Annotated in this window: 25 protein-coding genes and 1 tRNA gene; 9 read left to right on the top strand and 17 right to left on the bottom strand. The window is 54.6% G+C overall.

Going from position 1 to position 20114, the window contains the following annotated elements; translation table 11 throughout:
* Window positions 1-128 precede the first annotated feature (128 nt).
* The 3 genes from AC6I8I_RS11510 to AC6I8I_RS11500 form a co-directional block, all read right to left on the bottom strand.
* Window positions 129-204 (bottom strand) — tRNA-Asn (locus AC6I8I_RS11510).
* A 103-nt stretch (window positions 205-307) separates the two neighbouring features.
* Window positions 308-1084: a DgsA anti-repressor MtfA gene (mtfA, locus tag AC6I8I_RS11505; protein ID WP_312056530.1), complete on the bottom strand. Its 777-nt coding sequence runs from the start codon at window positions 1082-1084 to the stop codon at window positions 308-310.
* 179 nt (window positions 1085-1263) lie between these two features.
* Window positions 1264-1941, bottom strand: a complete 678-nt coding sequence (locus AC6I8I_RS11500) for a hypothetical protein (RefSeq protein WP_312056529.1) — start codon at window positions 1939-1941, stop codon at window positions 1264-1266.
* Window positions 1942-2551: 610 nt separating this feature from the next.
* Here AC6I8I_RS11500 and AC6I8I_RS11495 point away from each other — a divergent pair.
* Together AC6I8I_RS11495 and AC6I8I_RS11490 are read left to right on the top strand one after the other, a co-directional pair.
* A complete protein-coding gene (locus AC6I8I_RS11495) occupies window positions 2552-3256 on the top strand; it encodes a phosphohydrolase (RefSeq protein ID WP_312056528.1) in 705 nt (234 codons plus the stop codon).
* Window positions 3257-3328: 72 nt separating this feature from the next.
* Complete coding sequence (locus tag AC6I8I_RS11490) at window positions 3329-3580, top strand: Arc family DNA-binding protein (RefSeq protein ID WP_312056526.1); 252 nt, start codon at window positions 3329-3331, stop codon at window positions 3578-3580.
* Window positions 3581-3612: 32 nt separating this feature from the next.
* Here AC6I8I_RS11490 and AC6I8I_RS11485 read toward each other — a convergent pair whose 3' ends face one another.
* On the bottom strand, window positions 3613-5217 hold the full coding sequence (locus AC6I8I_RS11485; RefSeq protein WP_497827859.1) for a methyl-accepting chemotaxis protein: 1605 nt from the start codon (window positions 5215-5217) through the stop codon (window positions 3613-3615).
* A gap of 118 nt (window positions 5218-5335) precedes the next feature.
* Window positions 5336-6718, bottom strand: coding sequence for a DNA (cytosine-5-)-methyltransferase (dcm, locus tag AC6I8I_RS11480; RefSeq protein ID WP_497827858.1), 1383 nt, complete (start codon window positions 6716-6718; stop codon window positions 5336-5338).
* A 189-nt stretch (window positions 6719-6907) separates the two neighbouring features.
* Here dcm and AC6I8I_RS11475 point away from each other — a divergent pair, with 189 nt between their 5' ends.
* The 5 genes from AC6I8I_RS11475 to AC6I8I_RS11455 all read left to right on the top strand — a co-directional run bounded on the left by AC6I8I_RS11475 (window position 6908) and on the right by AC6I8I_RS11455 (window position 9167).
* Window positions 6908-7384 (top strand): very short patch repair endonuclease, encoded by a 477-nt coding sequence (locus AC6I8I_RS11475; RefSeq protein WP_312056522.1) that lies wholly within the window; start codon window positions 6908-6910, stop codon window positions 7382-7384.
* Between the two features lie 62 nt (window positions 7385-7446).
* Window positions 7447-7722 (top strand): hypothetical protein, encoded by a 276-nt coding sequence (locus AC6I8I_RS11470; RefSeq protein WP_031377105.1) that lies wholly within the window; start codon window positions 7447-7449, stop codon window positions 7720-7722.
* A 10-nt stretch (window positions 7723-7732) separates the two neighbouring features.
* Window positions 7733-8644 carry a DUF808 domain-containing protein gene (locus tag AC6I8I_RS11465; protein ID WP_312056521.1) on the top strand — a complete coding sequence of 304 codons (912 nt, stop codon included), beginning with the start codon at window positions 7733-7735 and terminating at the stop codon, window positions 8642-8644.
* A gap of 26 nt (window positions 8645-8670) precedes the next feature.
* Window positions 8671-8808: a hypothetical protein gene (locus AC6I8I_RS11460; RefSeq protein ID WP_233988246.1), complete on the top strand. Its 138-nt coding sequence runs from the start codon at window positions 8671-8673 to the stop codon at window positions 8806-8808.
* Window positions 8809-8987: 179 nt separating this feature from the next.
* On the top strand, window positions 8988-9167 hold the full coding sequence (locus tag AC6I8I_RS11455; protein ID WP_312056520.1) for a YodC family protein: 180 nt from the start codon (window positions 8988-8990) through the stop codon (window positions 9165-9167).
* 99 nt (window positions 9168-9266) lie between these two features.
* On the opposite strand, the gene AC6I8I_RS11450 is transcribed toward AC6I8I_RS11455, so the two are convergent.
* From AC6I8I_RS11450 to AC6I8I_RS11440, 3 genes are all read right to left on the bottom strand, one after another.
* Complete coding sequence (locus tag AC6I8I_RS11450; protein ID WP_312056519.1) at window positions 9267-10487, bottom strand: glycosyltransferase family protein; 1221 nt, start codon at window positions 10485-10487, stop codon at window positions 9267-9269.
* A 30-nt stretch (window positions 10488-10517) separates the two neighbouring features.
* Window positions 10518-11306, bottom strand: a complete 789-nt coding sequence (locus AC6I8I_RS11445) for a mannosyl-3-phosphoglycerate phosphatase-related protein (RefSeq protein WP_312760618.1) — start codon at window positions 11304-11306, stop codon at window positions 10518-10520.
* A gap of 349 nt (window positions 11307-11655) precedes the next feature.
* Entirely contained in the window at window positions 11656-11889 is a 234-nt protein-coding gene (locus tag AC6I8I_RS11440; RefSeq protein WP_312056517.1) for a DUF2525 domain-containing protein, read from the bottom strand.
* Between the two features lie 314 nt (window positions 11890-12203).
* On the opposite strand from AC6I8I_RS11440, the gene AC6I8I_RS11435 reads away from it, so the two are divergent.
* Window positions 12204-12362 (top strand): YqaE/Pmp3 family membrane protein, encoded by a 159-nt coding sequence (locus tag AC6I8I_RS11435; protein WP_046288250.1) that lies wholly within the window; start codon window positions 12204-12206, stop codon window positions 12360-12362.
* Window positions 12363-12425: 63 nt separating this feature from the next.
* A complete protein-coding gene (gene dsrB, locus AC6I8I_RS11430; RefSeq protein ID WP_031377099.1) occupies window positions 12426-12620 on the top strand; it encodes a protein DsrB in 195 nt (64 codons plus the stop codon).
* A gap of 247 nt (window positions 12621-12867) precedes the next feature.
* Here dsrB and AC6I8I_RS11425 read toward each other — a convergent pair whose 3' ends face one another.
* The 9 genes from AC6I8I_RS11425 to fliL all read right to left on the bottom strand — a co-directional run bounded on the left by AC6I8I_RS11425 (window position 12868) and on the right by fliL (window position 20088).
* On the bottom strand, window positions 12868-14574 hold the full coding sequence (locus AC6I8I_RS11425) for a methyl-accepting chemotaxis protein (protein ID WP_312056516.1): 1707 nt from the start codon (window positions 14572-14574) through the stop codon (window positions 12868-12870).
* 140 nt (window positions 14575-14714) lie between these two features.
* Window positions 14715-15350 carry a transcriptional regulator RcsA gene (gene rcsA / locus AC6I8I_RS11420; protein ID WP_312056515.1) on the bottom strand — a complete coding sequence of 212 codons (636 nt, stop codon included), beginning with the start codon at window positions 15348-15350 and terminating at the stop codon, window positions 14715-14717.
* Window positions 15351-15978: 628 nt separating this feature from the next.
* The gene (gene fliR, locus AC6I8I_RS11415) at window positions 15979-16764 is read right to left on the bottom strand and encodes a flagellar biosynthetic protein FliR (protein ID WP_031377096.1); all 786 of its coding nucleotides are present in this window, start codon (window positions 16762-16764) and stop codon (window positions 15979-15981) included.
* Entirely contained in the window at window positions 16764-17033 is a 270-nt protein-coding gene (gene fliQ / locus AC6I8I_RS11410) for a flagellar biosynthesis protein FliQ (RefSeq protein ID WP_031377095.1), read from the bottom strand. The genes fliR and fliQ overlap by 1 nt, the downstream gene beginning before the upstream one ends.
* A 25-nt stretch (window positions 17034-17058) precedes the next feature.
* Window positions 17059-17790 (bottom strand): flagellar type III secretion system pore protein FliP, encoded by a 732-nt coding sequence (fliP, locus tag AC6I8I_RS11405; protein WP_046288520.1) that lies wholly within the window; start codon window positions 17788-17790, stop codon window positions 17059-17061.
* Window positions 17790-18188 (bottom strand): flagellar biosynthetic protein FliO, encoded by a 399-nt coding sequence (gene fliO / locus AC6I8I_RS11400; RefSeq protein ID WP_497827857.1) that lies wholly within the window; start codon window positions 18186-18188, stop codon window positions 17790-17792. Before fliO ends, fliP begins: the two co-directional genes overlap by 1 nt.
* Window positions 18189-18190: 2 nt before the next feature.
* Window positions 18191-18598, bottom strand: coding sequence for a flagellar motor switch protein FliN (gene fliN, locus AC6I8I_RS11395; RefSeq protein WP_312056512.1), 408 nt, complete (start codon window positions 18596-18598; stop codon window positions 18191-18193).
* Window positions 18591-19598, bottom strand: coding sequence for a flagellar motor switch protein FliM (fliM, locus tag AC6I8I_RS11390; RefSeq protein WP_031377092.1), 1008 nt, complete (start codon window positions 19596-19598; stop codon window positions 18591-18593). Before fliM ends, fliN begins: the two co-directional genes overlap by 8 nt.
* A gap of 4 nt (window positions 19599-19602) precedes the next feature.
* Window positions 19603-20088 (bottom strand): flagellar basal body-associated protein FliL, encoded by a 486-nt coding sequence (gene fliL / locus AC6I8I_RS11385; RefSeq protein WP_031377091.1) that lies wholly within the window; start codon window positions 20086-20088, stop codon window positions 19603-19605.
* Between the last annotated feature and the right edge of the window lie 26 nt (window positions 20089-20114).

Raw genomic sequence — 20114 nt, 5'->3', positions numbered from 1 at the left:
ATGCCATGACCTGGTGCAGCGATACCCTCAGGAGAGCGTATTCGTCCTGCTGGGGCAGGAGACATAAAGGCGGTGGGACTGAATGCAAAAAGCCCGCTCAGGTTTCCCTGAGCGGGCTTCTCTAAATTTGGCTCCTCTGACTGGACTCGAACCAGTGACATACGGATTAACAGTCCGCCGTTCTACCGACTGAACTACAGAGGAATCGTTTGAACGAGGCGAATATTAACGGCGTCGCCCGAAGGTGTCAACAGCAAAAAATACATTATCATTCAACTGGCTAGCTTTAGCGCAAAGCGATCGCGATTTAAGCAGTTTGCGCGGAGAGTGCGGCGATCCTTGTCAGCGGGTCCTGCTGGTAAAACTGGCGCAGATGCTGGTACATCGCCGGGAAGCGTTCAGCCAGCAGGTCCGGCGCGGTAAAGAAATATTCCGACAGCACGGCAAAGCACTCGGCCGGGTCGCTGGCTGCGTAGGGATCGATACTCGCCGCCTGTTCACCCACCAGTTCTACCTCGCTTTCAATCGCCGCCATCGCTGCCCGCAGATCTTTCTCCCACAGCGCCACCTCACGCAGCGGTATCACCGGGATCCCGCTGGTGTAGCCGCCGCCGCGCGCATCCAGTTTATGCGCCACTTCGTGGATCACCAGGTTGTAGCCAGAGAGATCGAACGAGTCCTGAATATCCAGCCAGTTGAGTACCACCGGGCCCTGGGTCCAGCTCTGACCGGCATGCACCGCGGGAGCGTTGTGCACCAGGCCCGCTTCGTCCTGCCACAGGTCGTCAACTTCAAACGGCTCCGGATAGATCAGCACATCGTGAAAGCCGTCCAGCCACTCCAGCCCCAGTTTCAGCACCGGCAGACAGAACAGCAGGGCGATGCGCACGCTGCGCAGTTCATCCAGCTGAACGCCTCCGAGCGGCACCAGCTTTTTCTGTTGCAGAAAACGTTGCGCCAGTTGCACCAGCGCCTGCTGCTCCTCGTCGCTGAGCAGCGTAAAAATTGGCTGCGCCAGACCCGGCTGCCACGGCAGCGCGGCCAGTGCAGAGTCGTTATGCGTTTTCCACGGCCATTTAAACATCGTCACTCCCGCGCAGAACCGGACTATCTCGCTATCCTGGCGCGCCAGATATAAAAATGCCAGCATCGAAAACAGCATGCTGGCACCATCGATCTGGCTGCAGGGCTTAAGGCTGTCTATTCAACCCGTTAGCGCAGCCGTTGTCTGTGATTCAACCCGCAAAGCGCAGGCCTGAGGTGTTACTTACGCTCAATACGCTGGAACTCAATCACCCAGACCCACGGGTTAACTTCCCAGCTGGTGGCTCCGTACTGCTTTTGCCACGCTTTGCGATACGCCTCTTTAGGCGATTCCGAATTAACGTTCATGGTGAAGAAGTTATTGAGGAAGTGCGAATCGGTCTGCACCCCTTCGGCCATAATGTCATCTTCACTGATGTCCTGAATCTTCTCGGCCCGCACCCCGGTTATTTCCAGGTTGATGCGGCTGGCCCAGCGCGGCATGTGGATGGCGGTCTGCCAGCCAAACTGCTCGGCTTCCGGAGTGCTCATCACATGCTGTCCCAGCTCGTTACTGTCCGCACGATACTGGCAGTAGGCCGGCTGGCGGAATGGCGTCGGATCACGCTCATAGTCGGCCAGCGCATCTTCGGGCACCAGCGGACCACGCCAGGTTTCACGCACCCACAGCACATCGCCGGGTTTGCCATACGGACAGTGATAACTGATATCGGTCATCGACATCATTTTGTAGCCATGCAGATGGTTAGCACTCACATCGAAAGCATGCACACCTTCGTGATGATCCTGCCCCGGGCCGAAAGCCTGAGTTTTCATAATGCGCCGGGTTTGCGTTTGCTGGCCAACCAACAGGGCACGAACACGCTGTTCGGAAAAAAGAATCGGCCGTTCTTTCATGGATTACCTCTTTTTATTAGTAGAACCCGGTTACTGCTGTAAACATCTCTTTGCTTCACTTCAGGGATTATCATAAAGGGTATAAATCATTTTGCTTAATAATTTGTCGACGGGTCTGCAGGCGATAATGGCCGCTTTTGGTGTTAAAAACCGCTAAAATGCAAAAACCGCACCAAAGCTTATCATGCAACGTCGATAAAGCGCTGAATAGCCCGGATACAGTACGTTATAACGGTAAAAATAGGAACCTTTTAGGAATTGTGCACCTGTGATTATTGACAGTTTTACGTTTTTTTAAGGAATTTGATCGCGCGCAATGCGGCCAGCCATATTTTTTTCTGCTGGAACAAACATTACACCCATTAAACTAATTCGCTTAGCTGCGATTTGATAAGGAAAGCCCGAAAAACACTGAAATTGCGGTTATTTTGTATCAGAGGTGCTATAAAAATGATCCAGATCTCATTTTCCTGCCGAAAAACCCTGGCAGCGCCGCTCTTTTCCTCAGCACTGAAAGAAAAGTGTCATTAGCCATTCGCTATGATGGCTTGCCGTTTGCGCACCGATCGCGACCCAGGTTTGCGCATCGATTACTACAGGGAGATAAATTATGTCACTCACACTCTGGCAATCTCGCTATGAAAGCTGGTTTCAGGCCAACTGGATCCATGATGACGGCGCCCACGATATTGCGCATTTACGTCGCGTATGGATGAGCGCACAACGCATCATGGCCGGCAGCGCCGCCAATCCACTGGTGGTGTTAACCGCCTGCTATTTTCACGATGTGGTCAATCTGCCGAAAAATCACCCTGAACGCCATCTGGCCTCAACCTATGCCGCCACGGAAACGCAGCGGATCCTGCTGCAGGATTTTACCGACTTCCCGGCAGAGCTGATTGAGGCGGTGATGCATGCCGTCAAAACTCACAGTTTCAGTGCCGGCATCCCGCCGCAGACGCTGGAAGCCAAAATCGTTCAGGATGCCGACCGGCTGGAGTCGCTCGGAGCCATTGGCCTGGCGCGGGTGTTCTACACCGCCGGGGCATTGAATCGTCCGCTGTTCGACAGCGCCGATCCGCTGGGAAAAGATCGCGAGCTAAATGATGTGAAGTGGACGCTGGATCACTTCCAGAAGAAGCTGCTGCGGCTGCCGGAAACCATGCACACCGAGACCGGCCGCCTGCTGGCTGAGCATAATGCTGACTTCCTGGTGCGTTATATGGCCAAGCTGTATGCGGAGTTACAGGGCAACCTGACCGGGATGGACGAAGGCGTGCTGCGGGACTTCACGCCATTACGGACCGAATATTAAATTTTTGTGACAGTCTGTTAATCGAAACGGTCATCCGGTAGCGTGGAAGCAATAACAAAAAGGAGCAGCACGATGACCGAAACCGTTAATTTGACGATTAAAATTGATCCTGCACTGAAAGAACAGATTAAACAGTTAGCGCTGGAGAACCAGATTTCGATGAGCCAGGAAATTGTGCAGCGTTTGCAGGCCAGTCTGGAAACGCATCCGCATCCGGCAATTGATAATCAGGATCTGACTGAAGCGTCACCCGACGGGCTGACCAGTGCTGAAGTGAAACAGATTCGCCTGCTGCTGAAGAAGCAGGGCAAGAAGAAGAAATAAAGCTAAACCCGTCGCCTGACGGGTTTTTTATTTTAACCCGCCTGACCGCCATGGCGGAACTGCTGCACCGCCTGCGCCAGCCGGCTGGCCTGCTGGTGCAGCGCATCTGCCGCGTTGCTCTGCTGCACACTTAACCCTTCATTGGTCTGCAACTGCTGATTAAGCGCCACCACCTCGGCGGCAATGTGCGACACCCGTGCGCTCTGCGCGCTGGCGTTGTGTTGCAGCTCATTCAGGCGCGTCACTACTGCGCTGACTGCCTGACTAATCTGCCCGAACAACGCTTCGAGTGATTTCACTTTGCTAAAGCCGCTATCAACATGGTGGCGGGTATGCTGGATCAGCTGATCAATCTGGCGCGTCGAGTGGCCGCTTTTAGTGGAGAGTAAGCCAATCTCTTTCGCCACCACCGAGAAGCTGCGGCCATAGACCCCCGCATGCGCCGATTCAATGGCGGCGTTCAGGGCCAGCAGGCGGGTCTGCAGCGACAGGCTGTCCAGCAAATCGACGATGCCGGCGATGTCACCCGACGCCTGCACGATGTGCCGCATCTGACTTTCCATCTGATCGACCTGGCCGGCGCACTGCTGCATTAAGCGGTCGGCGGACTGCGCCTGATCGGTGGCCTGCAGCGAGAAGCGGGTGCTGTTCTCCACCTCTTCAGAGACCCGATGCAGGCGCTGTGACAGATGACTGAAGCTGGCATTCTGCGCCTGATGCTGCTCGCGCGCCTGCTGGTTAGCGTGCTGCATCTCACCCGCGGCGGCGGCCACGCTGACGGCCACCACGTCAATCTCATGAATAATGTGGCGCAGGCCCTGGCGCATCTCATCCATTGCATTGAACAGCTGTAACGTCTCACGCGACTGCAGGCGGAGTGGGGCGGCAGACGCCACCAGATCGCCGGTGGCGATAGCCTGTAGCTGGCGGCTGGCATGCTGTAACGGCGTAATCACCCCGCGCAGCAGCAGCAGGCCGCCCGCCACCAGCAACCCGAACAGCAGTCCGGTGACCAGCAGCGACACATTGCGGGTGCCGGTTAAGCTCGCCAGCGAACTGCGATTGACGGCGGCCAGCTGGCGATTCGCCTGGCCGATTTCCCCGAACCAGGCCTCGTTAAACTGCTGTTGATAGGCTTGCATCGGCACCATAAAAAAGGCGTCGATACTGCCGGCGGCCAGACCTTTCAGCTGCTCGGTCAGCCCCTGGCTCAGCAGGATGAAGCTTTGTTGCAGCGCGCTGTCAGGGGCCGCCTGATAGCGGCTGAACAGCCGTTCGGCTTCGCTCAGCGACGCGCTGGCGCTCTCCGCCAGGCTTTTCCAGCTGTCGACCGATCCGCTCTGCTGGTCCTGCATCAGATAAATGCCGGCGCGGTGACTGTTGTCGCTGGCGGTCAGCAGTTCAATGCGGGCGCGATCGAGCAGCGTCAGCCGCTCACGCAGGGCGTGGGTCTGCGCCAGGCTGTGCTGGGCCTGACTGACCTGGGCGGTCAGCAGCACAATACCGGCCGATTGCAGCAGGCAGAACAGCACCACGAACAGAATAAAATGGCCGCGCAGGCTGGTCAGCCAGCCCGGCAGCGTAGGGGAAAACCGGCGATTACGACCGCGCAGTGGCAATAAAGTAAGCAGTGACATCAGGCAACCCGAAATAAGAAAAGCCGCAGTATTAAGGGGTTACATGACATCTTTGTGACAGTCCCGCCTGATGACGGCAGAACAGCAGAATCGGTTTTCTTAACGGAAACCGCGCACTTTAATCAGTGCGTAACCGACGAATATGAGGCAGCAAAAGCTGAGCGACCGCCGCAAATACCGGCACCACCACCGAATTACCAAATTGCTTATACGCCTGAGTATCCGACACCGGGATACGGAACGGTTCGCTGCCCGGCACGTCGAAGCCCATCAGGCGGGCGCACTCGCGCGGTGACAGACGGCGCGGACGGCGCGCCATATTGTCCGGATGATGAAACTCCTTTTCGCCCAGTGCGCTGTCCCAGCCGCGATCGATCAGAATTTCCGAACCATCCTTGTAGTAACGCGCCGACAGGGTACGCACGCAGCAGTCGGGATTGCGCGGGTCGTTTAGCCCGAAGCCAAAGCCATTGCCTTTAGCCTTGTGCTTTTTGGCGTACTGATAGAGATAGCGCCACAGCACCGGTGACAGGATATATTTCTCGTCCGGCTGCGGTTCCAGCAGGCTTTGCAGGCTCGGTACCTGCGGCGGAAAGAACTTTTTGATATCGCGCAGGGTGAACTCCTGACAGCCTTTGATATCGCGACGAATGCCGACCAGCACAATGCGTTCGCGATGCTGTGGCAGAAAATGGCGTGCATCAATTACTTTCGCATCCGGGCCGCTGGCGGCGGCATCGGCCACTTCATAGCCCAGCTCATCCAGCGTCTCCATGATAATGGCGAAGGTCCGGCCCTTATCGTGGCTTTTGAGGTTTTTCACATTTTCCAGCACGAAGAACGGCGGTTTTTTCGCGGCCAGAATGCGGGCGACATCAAAAAAGAGCGTGCCCTGTACCTGGCACTCAAATCCGTGCGCGCGGCCCAGCGCATTTTTCTTGCTGACGCCGGCCAGTGAAAACGGCTGGCAGGGAAAACCGGCCAGCAGCACCTGATGATCGGGGATCGCCGCATCAATCGCGCGATAAATGTCGGCGTCATCGCTGAGGCCTTCCGGCTGCGTCACCTGGCGGATATCGGTGTTGAAGTGATGTTCCAGCGGGTCGCTGTAGTGATTGGCCTTATAGGTGCGCACCGCTTCTTTATTCCACTCGCTGGTGAACACACATTTGCCACCGATAGCCTCGAAGCCTTTACGAATGCCGCCAATACCGGCGAACAGATCGACAAAGCGAAACTCAGGCGCATCATAATGGGCCGGTCGGCTGGGCAGCAGGCTTTGTAACAGCGCCAGTTCAGCGTCACACAGCGGCGGCAGAGCGCTTTTGCCCTGCCGCACCCGGTTGAGCAACGCCGGCGTCCAGCTGAGGAAGCCAGCCTGATGCAGACGGCTGGTCACATCCCGGACCGAATAGATGGTTAGCACTTGCTGTAACAGTTGCGACGCATCAGGCGTTGAAAGAGCAGCAGAGAGGGGTTCAGCAATGGCGGCGGGGTGCATGCGTTTTTCCTTAACAGTGAGCCGCCTATGCTATCACTCCTGACGCAGCGAGGAAATTGGCGGCGTGTGCCACCGCAGAGATTGGCCGCAATGACATTTTTTACGGCAGCAATCTGATAGCACGCCTCTGCTGCTTTCGCTTTTCGTGGCGCAGGCTAAAGTTGAAGGACCAGCAAAAAAGGAGAATTTATGGCTGACGTTCACTCCAGTGAAACACGCAGCAAAAATATGCGTGCCATTCGCGCGCAGGATACTGCCATTGAGCAGCGTGTGGCGCTGTTGCTGAAGGATCGCGGATTCAGCTTTCGGGTACAGGATAAAAATCTGCCGGGCCGACCCGATTTTGTACTGCTGGAGCAGCAGGCGATTATTTTTGTCCACGGCTGCTTCTGGCATCGGCATCACTGCTATCTTTTCAAACTGCCGGCCACCCGCACTGAATTCTGGACCGGCAAGATTAACAGCAATGTCGAACGGGACCGGCGTTATGTGCGCCAGCTGCAGGAGAGCGGCTGGAAGGTGCTGATCCTCTGGGAGTGCGCCCTGCGCGGCAAACTGCGGCTGGCGGATGACGATCTGCTGGAGCGGCTGGAAGAGTGGCTGCTGGCGATGACGCAGAGCGCCGAGATTGACCATCAGGGTATTCATCATTATCGCGACGAGTGAGCCTTGCTAATCAGCAACATAATTGGTTAGATCTGCGCTTTCTCCGTGGCCAGGAGCCTGACATGAGCAGCATTAAACTGACGGTTAAACGCCTCTACCAGCTGCGCGACGAGCGCATGGTGAACACCAAAGCGACCGCGCGCGTTTACCTCGGCGACAGGCTGATCGCCACGGAAGAGATTACCGGCATGACAGAAAGCCCGGTCAGTAAGTACTTACATGCTGAAGGTGCTGCGGGTGAAGCAGTGCGGGTGGAGTGGGATTGTGAGGGCATCGCCGAAATGACGGTAACGGAAATCGAGCGCTGCCCATGTTGTCAACATAACGAACCAGACTAAGGATAAAATTTTGGCGGGAACCAGCTTACTGACTTTACTTGATGATATTGCAACACTTCTGGACGATATTTCCGTTATGGGGAAACTGGCGGCAAAAAAAACCGCTGGCGTACTGGGTGACGATCTGTCGCTGAATGCCCAGCAGGTGACCGGCGTAAAAGCCAACCGCGAACTGCCGGTGGTATGGGGCGTCGCCAAAGGATCGTTTCTGAATAAACTGATCCTGGTGCCGCTGGCGCTGATTATTTCCGCCTTTGCGCCGTGGCTGATCACGCCGCTGCTGATGATCGGCGGCGCTTATCTCTGCTACGAAGGCGTGGAAAAAGTGATGCACAGCCTGCAACACGACAAGCAGCATAAATCGCCGGAAGCCCGTCAGCAGCGCCTCGAGTCGCTGGCAAAGCAGGATGCGGCGGAGTTTGAAAAGAAGAAGATTAAAGGCGCGGTCCGCACCGACTTTATTCTGTCAGCAGAGATTGTGGCCATTACGCTGGGTATCGTGTCGGAATCGCCGCTGCTCAATCAGGTGATTATTCTGGCCGGTATCGCCATTCTGGTCACCGTTGGCGTTTACGGCATTGTGGCGGCGATTGTTAAAATTGACGACCTCGGCTTCTGGCTGCGCGAAAAGCCCTCACGTATCGCTCAGGGCATCGGCAGCGTATTACTGGCGGCAGCACCGTGGCTGATGAAGATTCTGTCGGTAGTCGGCACCATCGCGATGTTCCTGGTCGGTGGCGGCATTGTGGTGCATGGCATTACGCCGCTGCATCATCTGATTGAAGAAGTCAGTAGCGGTTTCAGCGGCTGGATTGCCACGCTGTTGAGCAACGGTGCCAATCTGGTGCTTGGTTTTATCATTGGGTCGATCGTGCTGTTGGTGGTGAACCTTATTGCCAAACTGCGCGGGAAATCGGTATAAAGCGCACTGTTATTACGGTCAGGAGAATGATGATGAACGACGACATGTTTGAATTTGATATCGACGCGCAACTTGAGCAGGCTGAAGCGAAAGCAGAGAAAAAGGCCAGCGAAGTGCCGGACGATCTGAGCGACGAAGCGGATTGCGAAGGCTGCAAAATCTGATTCCAGCCTGAACCCCTTTCAAAGCGGATAATAATTATTATCCGCTTTTTTTATTTTCAACATATCCAACTGCTTAATTCTGAATTTGCCGCTTATTTGCGTGCCTTAACAGGCAGAAACCTTTTTTGACTGCTATAAAGAAAATAATCACATCACAGGGTCAACCAGGAGGGCGCAACATGGTGTTTGCAATCAGTGAAGAAGTTCAGCACAAGAAAGACGGACAGACGATGGTGGTGACCGGCTACGCCAGCGGAATGGTCGAATGTCGCTGGTACGATGGCTACGCGGTGCGCCGTGAAGCGTTTCGCAGCGAAGAGCTTAGCGCCTCAAATCCCGCCCAACAGCTTGCCAGTTAAGCGGCCTGCGATCAGGCCTGTAGGTCGCGTGATCTGACAGGCCCCGCGTTAGCGCATTCCGTTTGCTTTTTCCGGCACGCTCCCTGTGCCCGATTCTTCTCAGACGTTGCCGTCATTATCCTCTTCTACCGCCTGATAGATGCGCTGCAGAATATCCGGAAAGGCCGACTGCACCCGACTCCAGCTTGGAATAAACGGCTTATCGTTTGGTCGTTCAATAAATGCCTGACCGGCCTCCAGAATTGACTGGGTAAACATTTCCACCGCAGCCTCCTCAACGTGCTGATCAAACTTCAGTCCGTTCATCGCCGCCTCATGGTTGTAGATCTCCATCATATCCAGCGCATTACGGTAGTAGGTGGCTTTCAGCACCCGGAACGAGTCGCTGGTCAGCGGCACGCCCATGGTGGCCAGCTTTCGCAGCAGCGACTGCACAATGTCGCTACTCATGCGTTTCAGCCCGCCGGTGCCATCCTCTTCCGCCAGCGGCTGATGCTTGTGGTCATAGTTATCTGCAATCTCCACCTGACAGGATTGCCGGGTGGTGTAGTTGCGATAGATCTCTGAAAGTACGCCAATCTCCAGACCCCAGTCGCCCGGAATTTTGATGCCGTTTAGCACGTGGGTGCGCATCGCGAACTCACCCGACAGTGGATAACGGAAGCTGGAGAGGTAATCGAGATATTCTGAATGGCCATAGACTTTTTGCAGCGAGCGCAGCAGCGGACCGACCAGCAGACGCCCGACGCGGCCGTTCAGCTTGCCGTCAGCGACGCGGGCATAGAAGCCCTTACAGAATTCATACTGAAACGCCGGATTAGCCAGCGGATAGAGCAGGCGCGCCAGCATACCGCGCTCATAGGTGACGATGTCGCAGTCATGCAGCGCCACGCAGCTGGTGCGGTCAGAGGCCAGCGTATAGCCGGTGCAGAACCAGACGTTGCGCCCCTTGCCGGGATTGGTCGGCGATAAGCCTTCTTTATCCAGTTCGGCATCAATCGCTTTAAGGCGCGGGCCGTCGTTCCACAGGATGCGGTGCCGCTGCGGCAGGCGCGAGAAAAACTCGCGGGCAAACAGAAACTGATCGCGGTCAGCACGATCGAGGCCAATCACGATCTCATCGAGATAGGGCACCTTTGCCAGCTCATCGACAATTTTTGTCAGCGCCGGGCCTTCCAGTTCAGAAAACAGCGACGGCAGGATCAGCCCCATCTTGCGTTTGCGGGCAAAGCGCACCATCTCCTTTTCCAGCGATTCCACACTGCGGTGGGTGAGATTATGAAAATTGGTAATCACGCCGTTCTGAAAAAAATCACTCATCGCACCATCCTTTTAATGCCCGTGGGCTACTTACAGAGGTTGAGTCAAAAAATAGTCCAGCCCTTCACGCCAGCCTTCAGGGCCATAGTGCGCCGTATGATAGACCTGCTGCTGATCGGTCCGGCTGAGGGTGACCGGTGTTTTACTGTAGCCTTTAATCACTACGGCGTAGTCGACGGCGTCCAGCATCGGCGCGTCATTCGGTCCGTCGCCCAGACCGATGGTGGTAAAGGCGGCATCAGACTGTTGCGACAGTAGCCAGCGCACCGCCTCGCCTTTGCCGCTGCCGGCTGGCATCACGTGCCAGAAACGACCGCCCTGGGTCAGCGCCAGTCCTTCAGCGGTCAGCGCAGCCCGAAAGCTGTCGAATGCCTCGTCACTGTCACGCCACACCACCACTTCAGAGGCATCGCGCTGACGTGACAGGGCGGCATCCGCTTCACTCAGGCCGGTCATCGACGAAACTGCCTGATCGGTAAAGTCATGAAAGCCGGTAAACCGGAACCGGGTCTGTAGCACCGCCAGCCGGTTACAGATCGCCGCATAGTTCAGGCTATCGTCGGGCAGATGAATCTGCTGATCCCCGGTCTGGACCACCGCACCGTTTTCGGCAATAAACGGCGCACCCGCAATGCCAAGCCTTTTCTGTAGCGGGATAATCTCCGCTGCCGTTTTGCTGGAACAGATCACCAGCGGGATGTCATGCTGTTTCAGGGTGGTGAGCCACGGCGTAGCGGCATCCCAGCGATAGCTGTGATGGTCGAGCAGCGATCCGTCGAGATCGGTAATAATCATTAACGGCTGGTGAAGGTCGGGCATCGGTCAGCTCCTGTCAGCACGGCTAAAGCGGCGATTTTTCAATATTATAGTTGAATATGGCTCACACTTTTTTGTTATGCGACCACCGGATAAATCCAGGATTAATCTTAAATCGAAACGTTATGGATCGCGGTGATGCATGAAGTGTGCAGCCGCTAAGTGGCTGTCTGCTGCGGTGTTTTCGGTAACATACGGCGCATTATTCACCGCTACGTTGCAGAAATGTGCATATCAGAGACTTGTCTTAAAAAAGGGAAGGCGTAGTCTGCAGGGGTGTTAAGAATTCCCTAGTGTAACGAATTGAATTTTTTACCCGGCCATCCCGCCGGGTATTTTTTTGAAATCGTTTTCAGCGGTTTGCCTCACAGGAACGACAGTCACAGATATCCATTTCAAAAGCATCGGCCAGTTCAGTGCCGCGCGGCAACCGCTGCGGGGCTAGCCGTCCATCAGCCGCTGGCGGCTGCGTCATAGATTCCTGCATCTCAGCTGCATTCCCCGCCTGTATTGACTCCAGCAAACGATCAACATCAACATTCATCGCTGACTGAGACAGGCCGGTAACCTGTTTTTCGCCTGACATTTTCTGACTCCCGCGCGCGGACAGTATCATCAGTATAGTGGCTGGCGCAGAAAGGGGTGAGGGGCCGATCACGGCAAAAAAAAGCCCGCGCTGCGCGGGCAAAATCCTTGTTACTTTTAGGTTGACTGCGCCTATGGGGTTGGTGCAGTAGAGAGAGTGTAAGGCGAGCCTGCGTCAGAAGTCTTGCGGCGAAATGTTAAGGAATTGAAAAAGCGCAGGCTTACTCAGATTTACCTGACTTTTCGCTCATTGAGAGCAGAATCGGCTATAGTTCGAGATAAAGCTGATTTTTATCAATACCTAAAGGAATGGTTATGGACATCTTAAGAATTATTATCGCAATCCTGTTACCGCCACTGGGCGTCTTTATGCAGGTTGGTTTCGGAGGTGCCTTCTGGCTGAATATCCTGCTGACGCTGTGCGGCTACATTCCCGGTATCGTGCACGCCGTATGGGTAATTGCCCGTCGCTAACGCTCGGCATCACTGCGGTTCTTCGTTTAGACTGTGCAACAGGAAATAATCAGGAGAACCGAAATGAAGGTGAATGACCGCGTCAGCGTTAAAACCGATGGTGGCCCGCGCCGCGTCGGAACCATTCTGGCCATGGAGCCGTTTAATGAGGGCACTATGTTTCTGGTGGCGCTGGAAGATTACCCGTTAGGCATCTGGTTTTTTAACGAAGATGGTCATCCGGAGGGGATTTTTGTTGAACCCTACAGCACAGAGTAAACCGGCCGCAACCGCGCAACGCGGCTGACGTGATCCTCCTCCCCGTGATGGGGAGGAGGAAGTCAGACAGCCATTACTGTTCCGGCTGCGTCACTTTTTATCGCTTATTAACGTCCTGTCTGCGTTCTCAATTTGCACTCTCAATTTGCGCTGGATGTCGGCGCTATCTGTCTGCACTCTCTGTCCGCACTCTCTGTCCGCGCTCTCTACCAACCGCGCTCTCTACCCTCCGCACTACATTCAGCGCTTAGAACGTTTCCCAGTTATCATTACCGCTTGCCAGAGCCGGACGAGGCGCAAGAGCAGGGGTTTTCACCGGCGCGGTAGCGCGGCTGGCGGTAGCCGCCAGCAGCGGCGTATCCTGCAGGCGGAAAGCCGATACCGCCTGAGTCAGTTTACCGGCCTGGTCTTCGAGTGAAGCCGCCGCCGCAGAGGCTTCTTCGACCAGTGAGGCGTTCTGCTGGGTGACGTTATCCATTTCGGTAACCGCCTGGCTGACCTGCTGGATCCCTCGGCTCTGTTCGTCAGAGGCGGCGGCAATCTCTGCCATGATATCGGTAACCCGACGGACCGCTTCGACAATTTCTCCCATGGTGGTTCCGGCATCGCCGACCTGCTGTGAACCATCTTTAATCAGCGTGACCGACTCGGCAATCAGCGATTCAATCTCTTTCGCCGCCTGCGCACTGCGCTGTGCCAGGTTACGCACTTCACTCGCCACCACGGCAAATCCCCGACCCTGTTCACCGGCACGCGCGGCTTCGACCGCCGCGTTCAGGGCCAGAATGTTGGTCTGAAAAGCGATGCTGTTGATGACATTGGTGATCTCAGCAATCTTTTTCGAGCTGCCGGAAATGTTGGTCATGGTTTTCACTACGCCGCTCACCAGTTCACCGCCGCTGCGGGCTTTACCGGAGGCATCGGCGGCCAGCTGGCTGGCGTGATGGGCGTTATCAGCGTTCTGCTTCACCGTGGCGGTGAGCTGTTCCATGCTGGCAGCCGTCTGTTCCAGCGCTGCCGCCTGCTGTTCAGTACGTGAGGAGAGGTCGGTGTTGCCGGCGGAGATTTCGCTGGAGCCCTGATAGATAGCAACCGCACCTTCACGCACCGTGCCGACGGTTTTCACCAGCGACTGCTGCATTAACTGCAGATTATGGATCAGGGTGCCTATCTCGCTGCGACCATGGGGCAGCGGCGGGGCGGTCAGGTCGCCCTGGGCGATACGCTCAATGCGTGACACCGACTGACGCAGCGGATTAATCACCACCCGACGCAGGAAGACGAAGGTCAGCAGCACCAGCACCAGCGCAGCGCCAAAGGCCACCGCCATTGCAATGAAGCCAATACGCGACTGATGGTTCGCTTCTGCGGTAATTGCATTGGCGCGATCGGTACGGATTTTGATCGCCTTCAGCAGCACCGCATTGTAGTCAGCATCCAGTTTGCGGGTAACCTCGGTTTCCTGCGCGATAATACCTTCGAAGCTGCCTTGTTTACCGGCGTTAATCATCGGTATCAGGCCTTTCTCAATGTAGTCGTTAAAGCGCGCCTGCAGCGTGGCATCCAGCGCGACATCCTCGGGCGACTTCACTTTGCGGTCGGCGTAGACCTTAAACCCGTCTTTAGCCTGCTGAATACGTTTCTCAGCCGACGCGAGGTTAGCGCGAAACTCATCCATCTCACCGATACGCGCCGCGGCGCCAGCCTGAATAACCGTCAGACGGGCAGTGCGTAAGTGGTTTGAACTGTTTGAGATACCCATCCGCACCTGAATTTCATCAGTGGCGTCACTGAGCGAGTGATTCCCTGAAATAAGAAAGTAACTGGCGACACCAATACAGAGTGCAAACAGCAGCAGAATGCCGCCGAAGATCAGGCTAAACAGCGGGACAAGGCGGAGGTTCTGCCATATACCCGAGGTGTTCTGTCCATCATTAAACAATGCAGTGTTCATATCCTTGCTCTCTTGAGGCTGTTGTTATAAGGCTTAACATCGGCAGAAGAGCGGAAAGGCTTAGCGGCAGGAGTGAGATCTGGCTCTCAGTTTGAAGCAAAAAAAAACCGGCCAGGGCGGCCGGTTTTCATTGCGGGACGTTATCTTACGTTAACGTAAATACCCGACGTGACGTTATCAGTTAAACGCACCACATGATAAATAACCTGCTTATTATGGGTTTTGATTTTGCGTTTAATATTACCTTTATGTGACGAAACGGTTTTCGCCTTAATTTGCATTTTATCTGAGATCTGAATGGTGTCGTGACCTGACATCCACATCTTCAGCATATTTGACTCGGTCTGGCTCAGCGTTAATGGATGAACATCCATGCCGGAAGAGATACGCGCAGACTGGTTGAGTTTCTTCTGCAAATAGGTGCCCAGTAACGAATCCAGTGTCGATGTCTTTATCGATTTTGACGTAATAATCAGGTTCTTACGAACGTAGAGGTATTCCTCAAAATGGATGTTGCTTATCGCCATGAATATAAAGAACAGCGTATCAGGGTGCTGCATAATAATGCTGCGGATACGTTCGCTGGAGTCGGGTTCATGAATAAAGCAGTCTTCATTAATAAAGACGACACCAGGTTTTAATTGTTCACATTTTTGCTGTAGTTGCTCAATATCGGAGGCAGAAGTGATGTTTTTCTTCTTAACTCCTTTAAAAGACATGTAGTCCGATAATCCCAGGCGTGTGTAGTTGCAGGAATCCATAATAATCGTTGGCATAATAGCGACCCTCACCAATTTGTTATCCGTTTAAATCAACGATGAATTACGCGTTGCGGTACGAGAGAGATTTCTAAGGCACTTTTTTATTCTGCTCGTGCAGTGTGGTAACAGGCAACCGCCTGTAAAAGTCTTCATCCCTGACCCGTTCTGCAAAAAAGTTGTGCTGCTTTGACGTCACACATTCTCCGGTTATGGCGGGGAATGCCAGTGAAAAACCGGAGGTTAAGTAAGACTCTGTTTTTGGGAGCGCTGTCACTATCGCTGAAAACCCGGAGTTTTCTGATAGGACAAATCTTAAAAACATTTGTTTTACGAAAGTGTGATGTCTCAGCGTGTGTTGACAATGCCGGAAAATACATTTTTTAACAAGAAAAATCACTAAAGAATTTTTTTTGTTCAAATTCAATGGATTGCCTTTTTTGTCAACAAATTCACAGTCTAACCGCTGCTGTGAACCGCCCAACTAAAATACGCGAAGCCCGGTTTAATAAGAATTATTTTCAGACTATCAGCACATTTATCAGATTTTCCTTAGTTGCATTCTGGAAAATATGGTTTGAAAAATGCACGGATGGTTTTGCGTTACTTAAGTATTGGTTAGCAAAGATAGTTAGAAACTTAATGTTCAGGGACGGGATAGTTCTGTCAGGAACAGGGCGAGTAAATCAAACACTTCACCGAACAAATGCTCACAGAACGGGGCGAGCAGTGGCATCAGCATACTGATAGTCAAAATGCCTACTGATAAGGTGATCGGGAAGCCAATTGCGAAGATTGATAACTGTGGTGAAACACGGTTTAACAAACCTAGTACCAGATTTAGCATGAGGAGCAAAACGATTAACGGTAGCGCTAACATCATGCCATTAAGGAAAATTAATCCGCCCGATTTCACCAGTGCCATAAACGCATTGGCATTTAGCGGATGTCCGCCAATCGGCAAGGTGTGAAAACTGTCCGCCAGCAGCGAGATCAACCACAGGTGTCCGTTGAAGGTCAGGAACAGTAACATCGCCAGCATGTCTAAAAAACGCGCCAGAACCGGCATGTTAAGACGGCTGCCGGGATCAAAAAAGGTGGCGAACGACAGGCCCATCTGTAAGCCAATCACTTCCCCGGCGGTCCGCACCGCGGCAAAAGCAAACTGCATGGTAAAGCCGAGCGCGATGCCAATCAGCATCTGCTGGATCAGCAGCCAGAAGCCGGCGGGCGAAAACAGCGTCACGTTAACCGGCGGCAGCAGCGGCATTAACAGCCAGGTGATCATCACCGCCAGACCAATTTTGACCCGGTGACTGATAGATCGTTCATTAAGCAGCGGCGCAGAGGCCAGCAGCGCCAGAATGCGCACCAGTGGCCAGAAAAACTGGCTCACCCAATGTACCAGCTGGCTGCTGTCGAGAGTAATCATCAGCCGATGATGTAAGGCAGGTTGGAAAAGACGGTGCGGATATAGTCGAGCAGCAGATTCAGCATCCACGGGCCGGCAATAATCCCGGTGGTCGCCACCGCCAGAATTTTCGGGATGAACGACAGGGTCTGTTCATTGACCTGGGTAGCGGCCTGCAACAGGCTGATAAGCAGTCCACTCACCAGTGCGGCCAGCAGCATCGGGGCGGCCAGCATCAGTGCGACGCGCATCGCTTCCTGGCCCATTACCATTACTGATTCGGGTGTCATTGTTGTGCTCCGGGAATAGGGGGGATCAGGAGTAGAAGCTTTGCGCCAGTGAGCCGACCAGCAGTTGCCAGCCATCAACCAGTACAAACAGCATCAGCTTAAACGGCAGTGAGATTGTTGCCGGTGGCACCATCATCATCCCCAGCGCCATCAGCACGCTGGCCACCACCAGGTCAATAATCAGAAACGGGATAAACACCGTAAAGCCAATCTGGAAAGCGGTCTTCAGCTCGCTGGTGACGTAAGCGGGCAGCAGAATGCGCATCGGCACCGCTTCCGGGCCGGCAATCGGCGCGGTATTCGCCAGGCGGGCGAACAGAGCCAGATCCGCTTCACGGGTCTGACGCAGCATAAACTCACGCAGCGGCTGGGCACCTTTCTCGATTGCCACATCCATGCTGATTTTGTCCTGGCTGAACGGCAGATAGGCGTCCTGATAAATCTTGTCGAAGGTCGGCGCCATAATAAAGAAGGTCAGAAACAGCGACAGCCCGAGCAGAACCTGGTTCGGCGGCGCAGAGGGCGTACCCAATGCGTTACGCAGCAAACCAAACACAATGATGATGCGGGTAAAGCTGGTCATCATCAGCAGCACCGCCGGAATAAAGGTCAGGGCGGTGATAAACACCAGCGTCTGCACCGGCAGCGACCAGCTCTGGCCGCCGTTTGGCAGCGCATGACTCACCAGGCCCGGAAGCTGGGCATGGGCAACCGGTGCCAGCAACAGCAGGGGCAATAAAGGAAGCAGTCGACGCATCATTGGGGTTTTCCGGGACGTGTAACCAGGTTCTGTAACAGCTGACGAAAATCCTGTGGGGCAGCCTGCGCTGGCGTGGTTTCCAGCGGCGCACCCGGCGGTAGCGTATGCAGATGGGTAATCTGCTGCGCGGTCACGCCGAGCACCAGACGCGCATCGGCGGTATCGACAATCACCACCCGCTCACGCTGGCCGACCTGCACACTGGCGGTCAGTTTAAGCTCCTGGCTGCTCACCTTCTTCGGCGCGAAGCCAAAGCGGCGTGCCAGCCAGGCGCAGGCCAGAATCAATAAAATAATCACCGCTAACATGCTGCTGACCTGCACCACCATTGAGCCGGTGGAAATCGGCTGAGCGTGCGGCGCAGCGGGTTGCAGACTTTGATTCTGGCTAGTCATTTTCAGCGACTCAGACGACGCATACGTTCGGACGGGGTAATAATGTCAGTGATGCGCACGCCATATTTGTCGTTGACCACCACTACTTCACCCTGAGCAATCAGGTAACCGTTGATCAGTATATCCAGCGGTTCGCCCGCCAGACCGTCGAGTGACACCACCGAACCCTGCGCCAGACGCAGCAGCTCTTTAATGGTCATCTTAGTACGGCCCAGCTCCACGGTCAGTTTGACCGGGATATCCATGATCAGATCGATATCCTGCAGTGAGCCTGAAACGTTACTGCTCTCGAATGACTTAAACACGTCATCGGTTTGCGGGGCGCTGCTGCTGCCGACCTGTTCATTCATTGCTTCAGCCCACAGATCGTCCGCAGAGATATCGTCAGACGGCTTATTACTGTCACTCATGGGGCTGTTCCTCGTTCAGCGAATTCAAAATCGGGTTAATCAGGTGTTCGACACGCAGAGCATACTGCCCATTCATCGTGCCATATTGGCTGGTTAAGACCGGTACGCCATCGACATGGGCGATAATGCGTTCCGGTTTCTCAATCGGCAGCACGTCGCCGGGTTTCAGCTGCAAAATCCGTGACAGACGCAGCGAGGTTTCGGCAAAGTGTGCAATCAGTTCCAGCTCGGAGTGCTGCACCTGTTTTACCAGGTTGTCACGCCAGTGGTTATCTTCCTGGCGGGAGTTCTCGAGCGGCGGATTCACCAGCAGCTCGCGCAGCGGCTCAATCATTGAAAACGGAATGCAGATATTAAACTCACCCACCAGGTTACCAATCTCCACCTGGAACGGCGTGTTAACCACGATATCGTTCGGCGAAGTGGTGATGTTGGTGAACTTCACCTGCATCTCTGAACGCACATACTCGACGTCCAGCGGATAAATAGCTTTCCATGCGTCGCTGTAACCATCCAGCGCCAGCTTCAGCATGCGACGGATAACGCGCTGCTCAGTATGGGTAAACTCGCGACCTTCTACTTTGGTCGGGAAGCGACCATCGCCACCGAACAGGTTATCAACCGCGATAAACACCAGACTGGGTGAAAACACTACCAGCGCCGTACCGCGCAGCGGCTTCAGGTGGATCAGGTTCAGGTTGGTCGGCACCGGCAGGTTGCGGGCAAACTCGTGATACGGCTGAATCTTGATCGCGCCGACGCTGATATCCGGGCTACGACGCAGCAGGTTAAACAGCGCCATACGGAAACTACGGGCAAAACGCTCGTTAATAATCTCCAGCGCCTGCAAACGCTCGCGCACCACGCGGCGCTGGGTATTCGGGTCGTAAGGACGAATATCGCCTTCCGGCCCGTTTTGTTTCTTTTCTTCTTCCGCGCTGCCACTGTCGCCGTTTAATAGGGCGTCAATTTCAGCCTGGGAGAGAATGCTATCGCCCATTGATTCACCTCAAAATGAAGGCAGTAAACAGCACATCGTTCACCGCCTGCGGAGGTTGACCTTTTACCAGTGGTGGTGCCAGCGCCTGTTTGATTTGTTCAACAAGCGCTTGCTTTCCTTGCTCCGTCGCCAGCGCCGCAGCGCTCTGACGCGAGAGCAGCAGCAGCAGACGACTGCGCACCTCAGGCAGATAGTCATTTAACCGACGCCGTGTATCCTCATCGGCCAGACGCAGGGTAAAGCCTACGTACAGCACGCGGTCAGGATCGTTGTCGGGATTGACCAGGTTAACCGTAAATGTATCAAGTGCAAAAAAGACCGGGGCGGGAGGCGGTTCGACTTTCGCCACCTCCGGCTTATCGCCCTCATGTTTATTCATCATTCGCCAGACTGCATAGCCTGCCACGCTGCAAGCGGCCAGCGTCACAATGAGCAACACCGGAATTAAGAGTTTACGTTTGCGGCCTTTAGCTTTCGCGTTATCAGACATGTTTGCAGTTACTTCCTGTGAATTAT

This window comes from Pantoea sp. X-Soil-YNGN-775 (assembly GCF_059730575.1).
Note: the sequence above shows the minus strand (reverse complement) of the source record. Positions and strands in the feature narration are given on the sequence as shown.

Excerpts from the sequence above, each read along its gene's own strand:
- dcm (WP_497827858.1), bottom strand. The coding sequence starts at position 6,718 with ATGCACCCCGCCGCCATTGCTGAACCCCTCTCTGCTGCTCTTTCAACG.
- AC6I8I_RS11485 (WP_497827859.1), bottom strand. The coding sequence starts at position 5,217 with ATGTCACTGCTTACTTTATTGCCACTGCGCGGTCGTAATCGCCGGTTT.
- fliL (WP_031377091.1), bottom strand. The coding sequence starts at position 20,088 with ATGTCTGATAACGCGAAAGCTAAAGGCCGCAAACGTAAACTCTTAATT.
- fliR (WP_031377096.1), bottom strand. The coding sequence starts at position 16,764 with ATGATTACTCTCGACAGCAGCCAGCTGGTACATTGGGTGAGCCAGTTT.
- fliQ (WP_031377095.1), bottom strand. The coding sequence starts at position 17,033 with ATGACACCCGAATCAGTAATGGTAATGGGCCAGGAAGCGATGCGCGTC.
- AC6I8I_RS11450 (WP_312056519.1), bottom strand. The coding sequence starts at position 10,487 with ATGAGTGATTTTTTTCAGAACGGCGTGATTACCAATTTTCATAATCTC.
- AC6I8I_RS11470 (WP_031377105.1), top strand. The coding sequence starts at position 7,447 with ATGAGCAGCATTAAACTGACGGTTAAACGCCTCTACCAGCTGCGCGAC.
- AC6I8I_RS11435 (WP_046288250.1), top strand. The coding sequence starts at position 12,204 with ATGGACATCTTAAGAATTATTATCGCAATCCTGTTACCGCCACTGGGC.
- AC6I8I_RS11440 (WP_312056517.1), bottom strand. The coding sequence starts at position 11,889 with ATGTCAGGCGAAAAACAGGTTACCGGCCTGTCTCAGTCAGCGATGAAT.
- fliN (WP_312056512.1), bottom strand. The coding sequence starts at position 18,598 with ATGAGTGACAGTAATAAGCCGTCTGACGATATCTCTGCGGACGATCTG.
- fliO (WP_497827857.1), bottom strand. The coding sequence starts at position 18,188 with ATGACTAGCCAGAATCAAAGTCTGCAACCCGCTGCGCCGCACGCTCAG.
- AC6I8I_RS11490 (WP_312056526.1), top strand. The coding sequence starts at position 3,329 with ATGACCGAAACCGTTAATTTGACGATTAAAATTGATCCTGCACTGAAA.
- mtfA (WP_312056530.1), bottom strand. The coding sequence starts at position 1,084 with ATGTTTAAATGGCCGTGGAAAACGCATAACGACTCTGCACTGGCCGCG.
- AC6I8I_RS11445 (WP_312760618.1), bottom strand. The coding sequence starts at position 11,306 with ATGCCCGACCTTCACCAGCCGTTAATGATTATTACCGATCTCGACGGA.
- AC6I8I_RS11425 (WP_312056516.1), bottom strand. The coding sequence starts at position 14,574 with ATGAACACTGCATTGTTTAATGATGGACAGAACACCTCGGGTATATGG.
- AC6I8I_RS11455 (WP_312056520.1), top strand. The coding sequence starts at position 8,988 with ATGGTGTTTGCAATCAGTGAAGAAGTTCAGCACAAGAAAGACGGACAG.
- AC6I8I_RS11475 (WP_312056522.1), top strand. The coding sequence starts at position 6,908 with ATGGCTGACGTTCACTCCAGTGAAACACGCAGCAAAAATATGCGTGCC.
- rcsA (WP_312056515.1), bottom strand. The coding sequence starts at position 15,350 with ATGCCAACGATTATTATGGATTCCTGCAACTACACACGCCTGGGATTA.
- AC6I8I_RS11495 (WP_312056528.1), top strand. The coding sequence starts at position 2,552 with ATGTCACTCACACTCTGGCAATCTCGCTATGAAAGCTGGTTTCAGGCC.
- fliP (WP_046288520.1), bottom strand. The coding sequence starts at position 17,790 with ATGCGTCGACTGCTTCCTTTATTGCCCCTGCTGTTGCTGGCACCGGTT.
- AC6I8I_RS11500 (WP_312056529.1), bottom strand. The coding sequence starts at position 1,941 with ATGAAAGAACGGCCGATTCTTTTTTCCGAACAGCGTGTTCGTGCCCTG.
- dsrB (WP_031377099.1), top strand. The coding sequence starts at position 12,426 with ATGAAGGTGAATGACCGCGTCAGCGTTAAAACCGATGGTGGCCCGCGC.
- fliM (WP_031377092.1), bottom strand. The coding sequence starts at position 19,598 with ATGGGCGATAGCATTCTCTCCCAGGCTGAAATTGACGCCCTATTAAAC.
- AC6I8I_RS11460 (WP_233988246.1), top strand. The coding sequence starts at position 8,671 with ATGATGATGAACGACGACATGTTTGAATTTGATATCGACGCGCAACTT.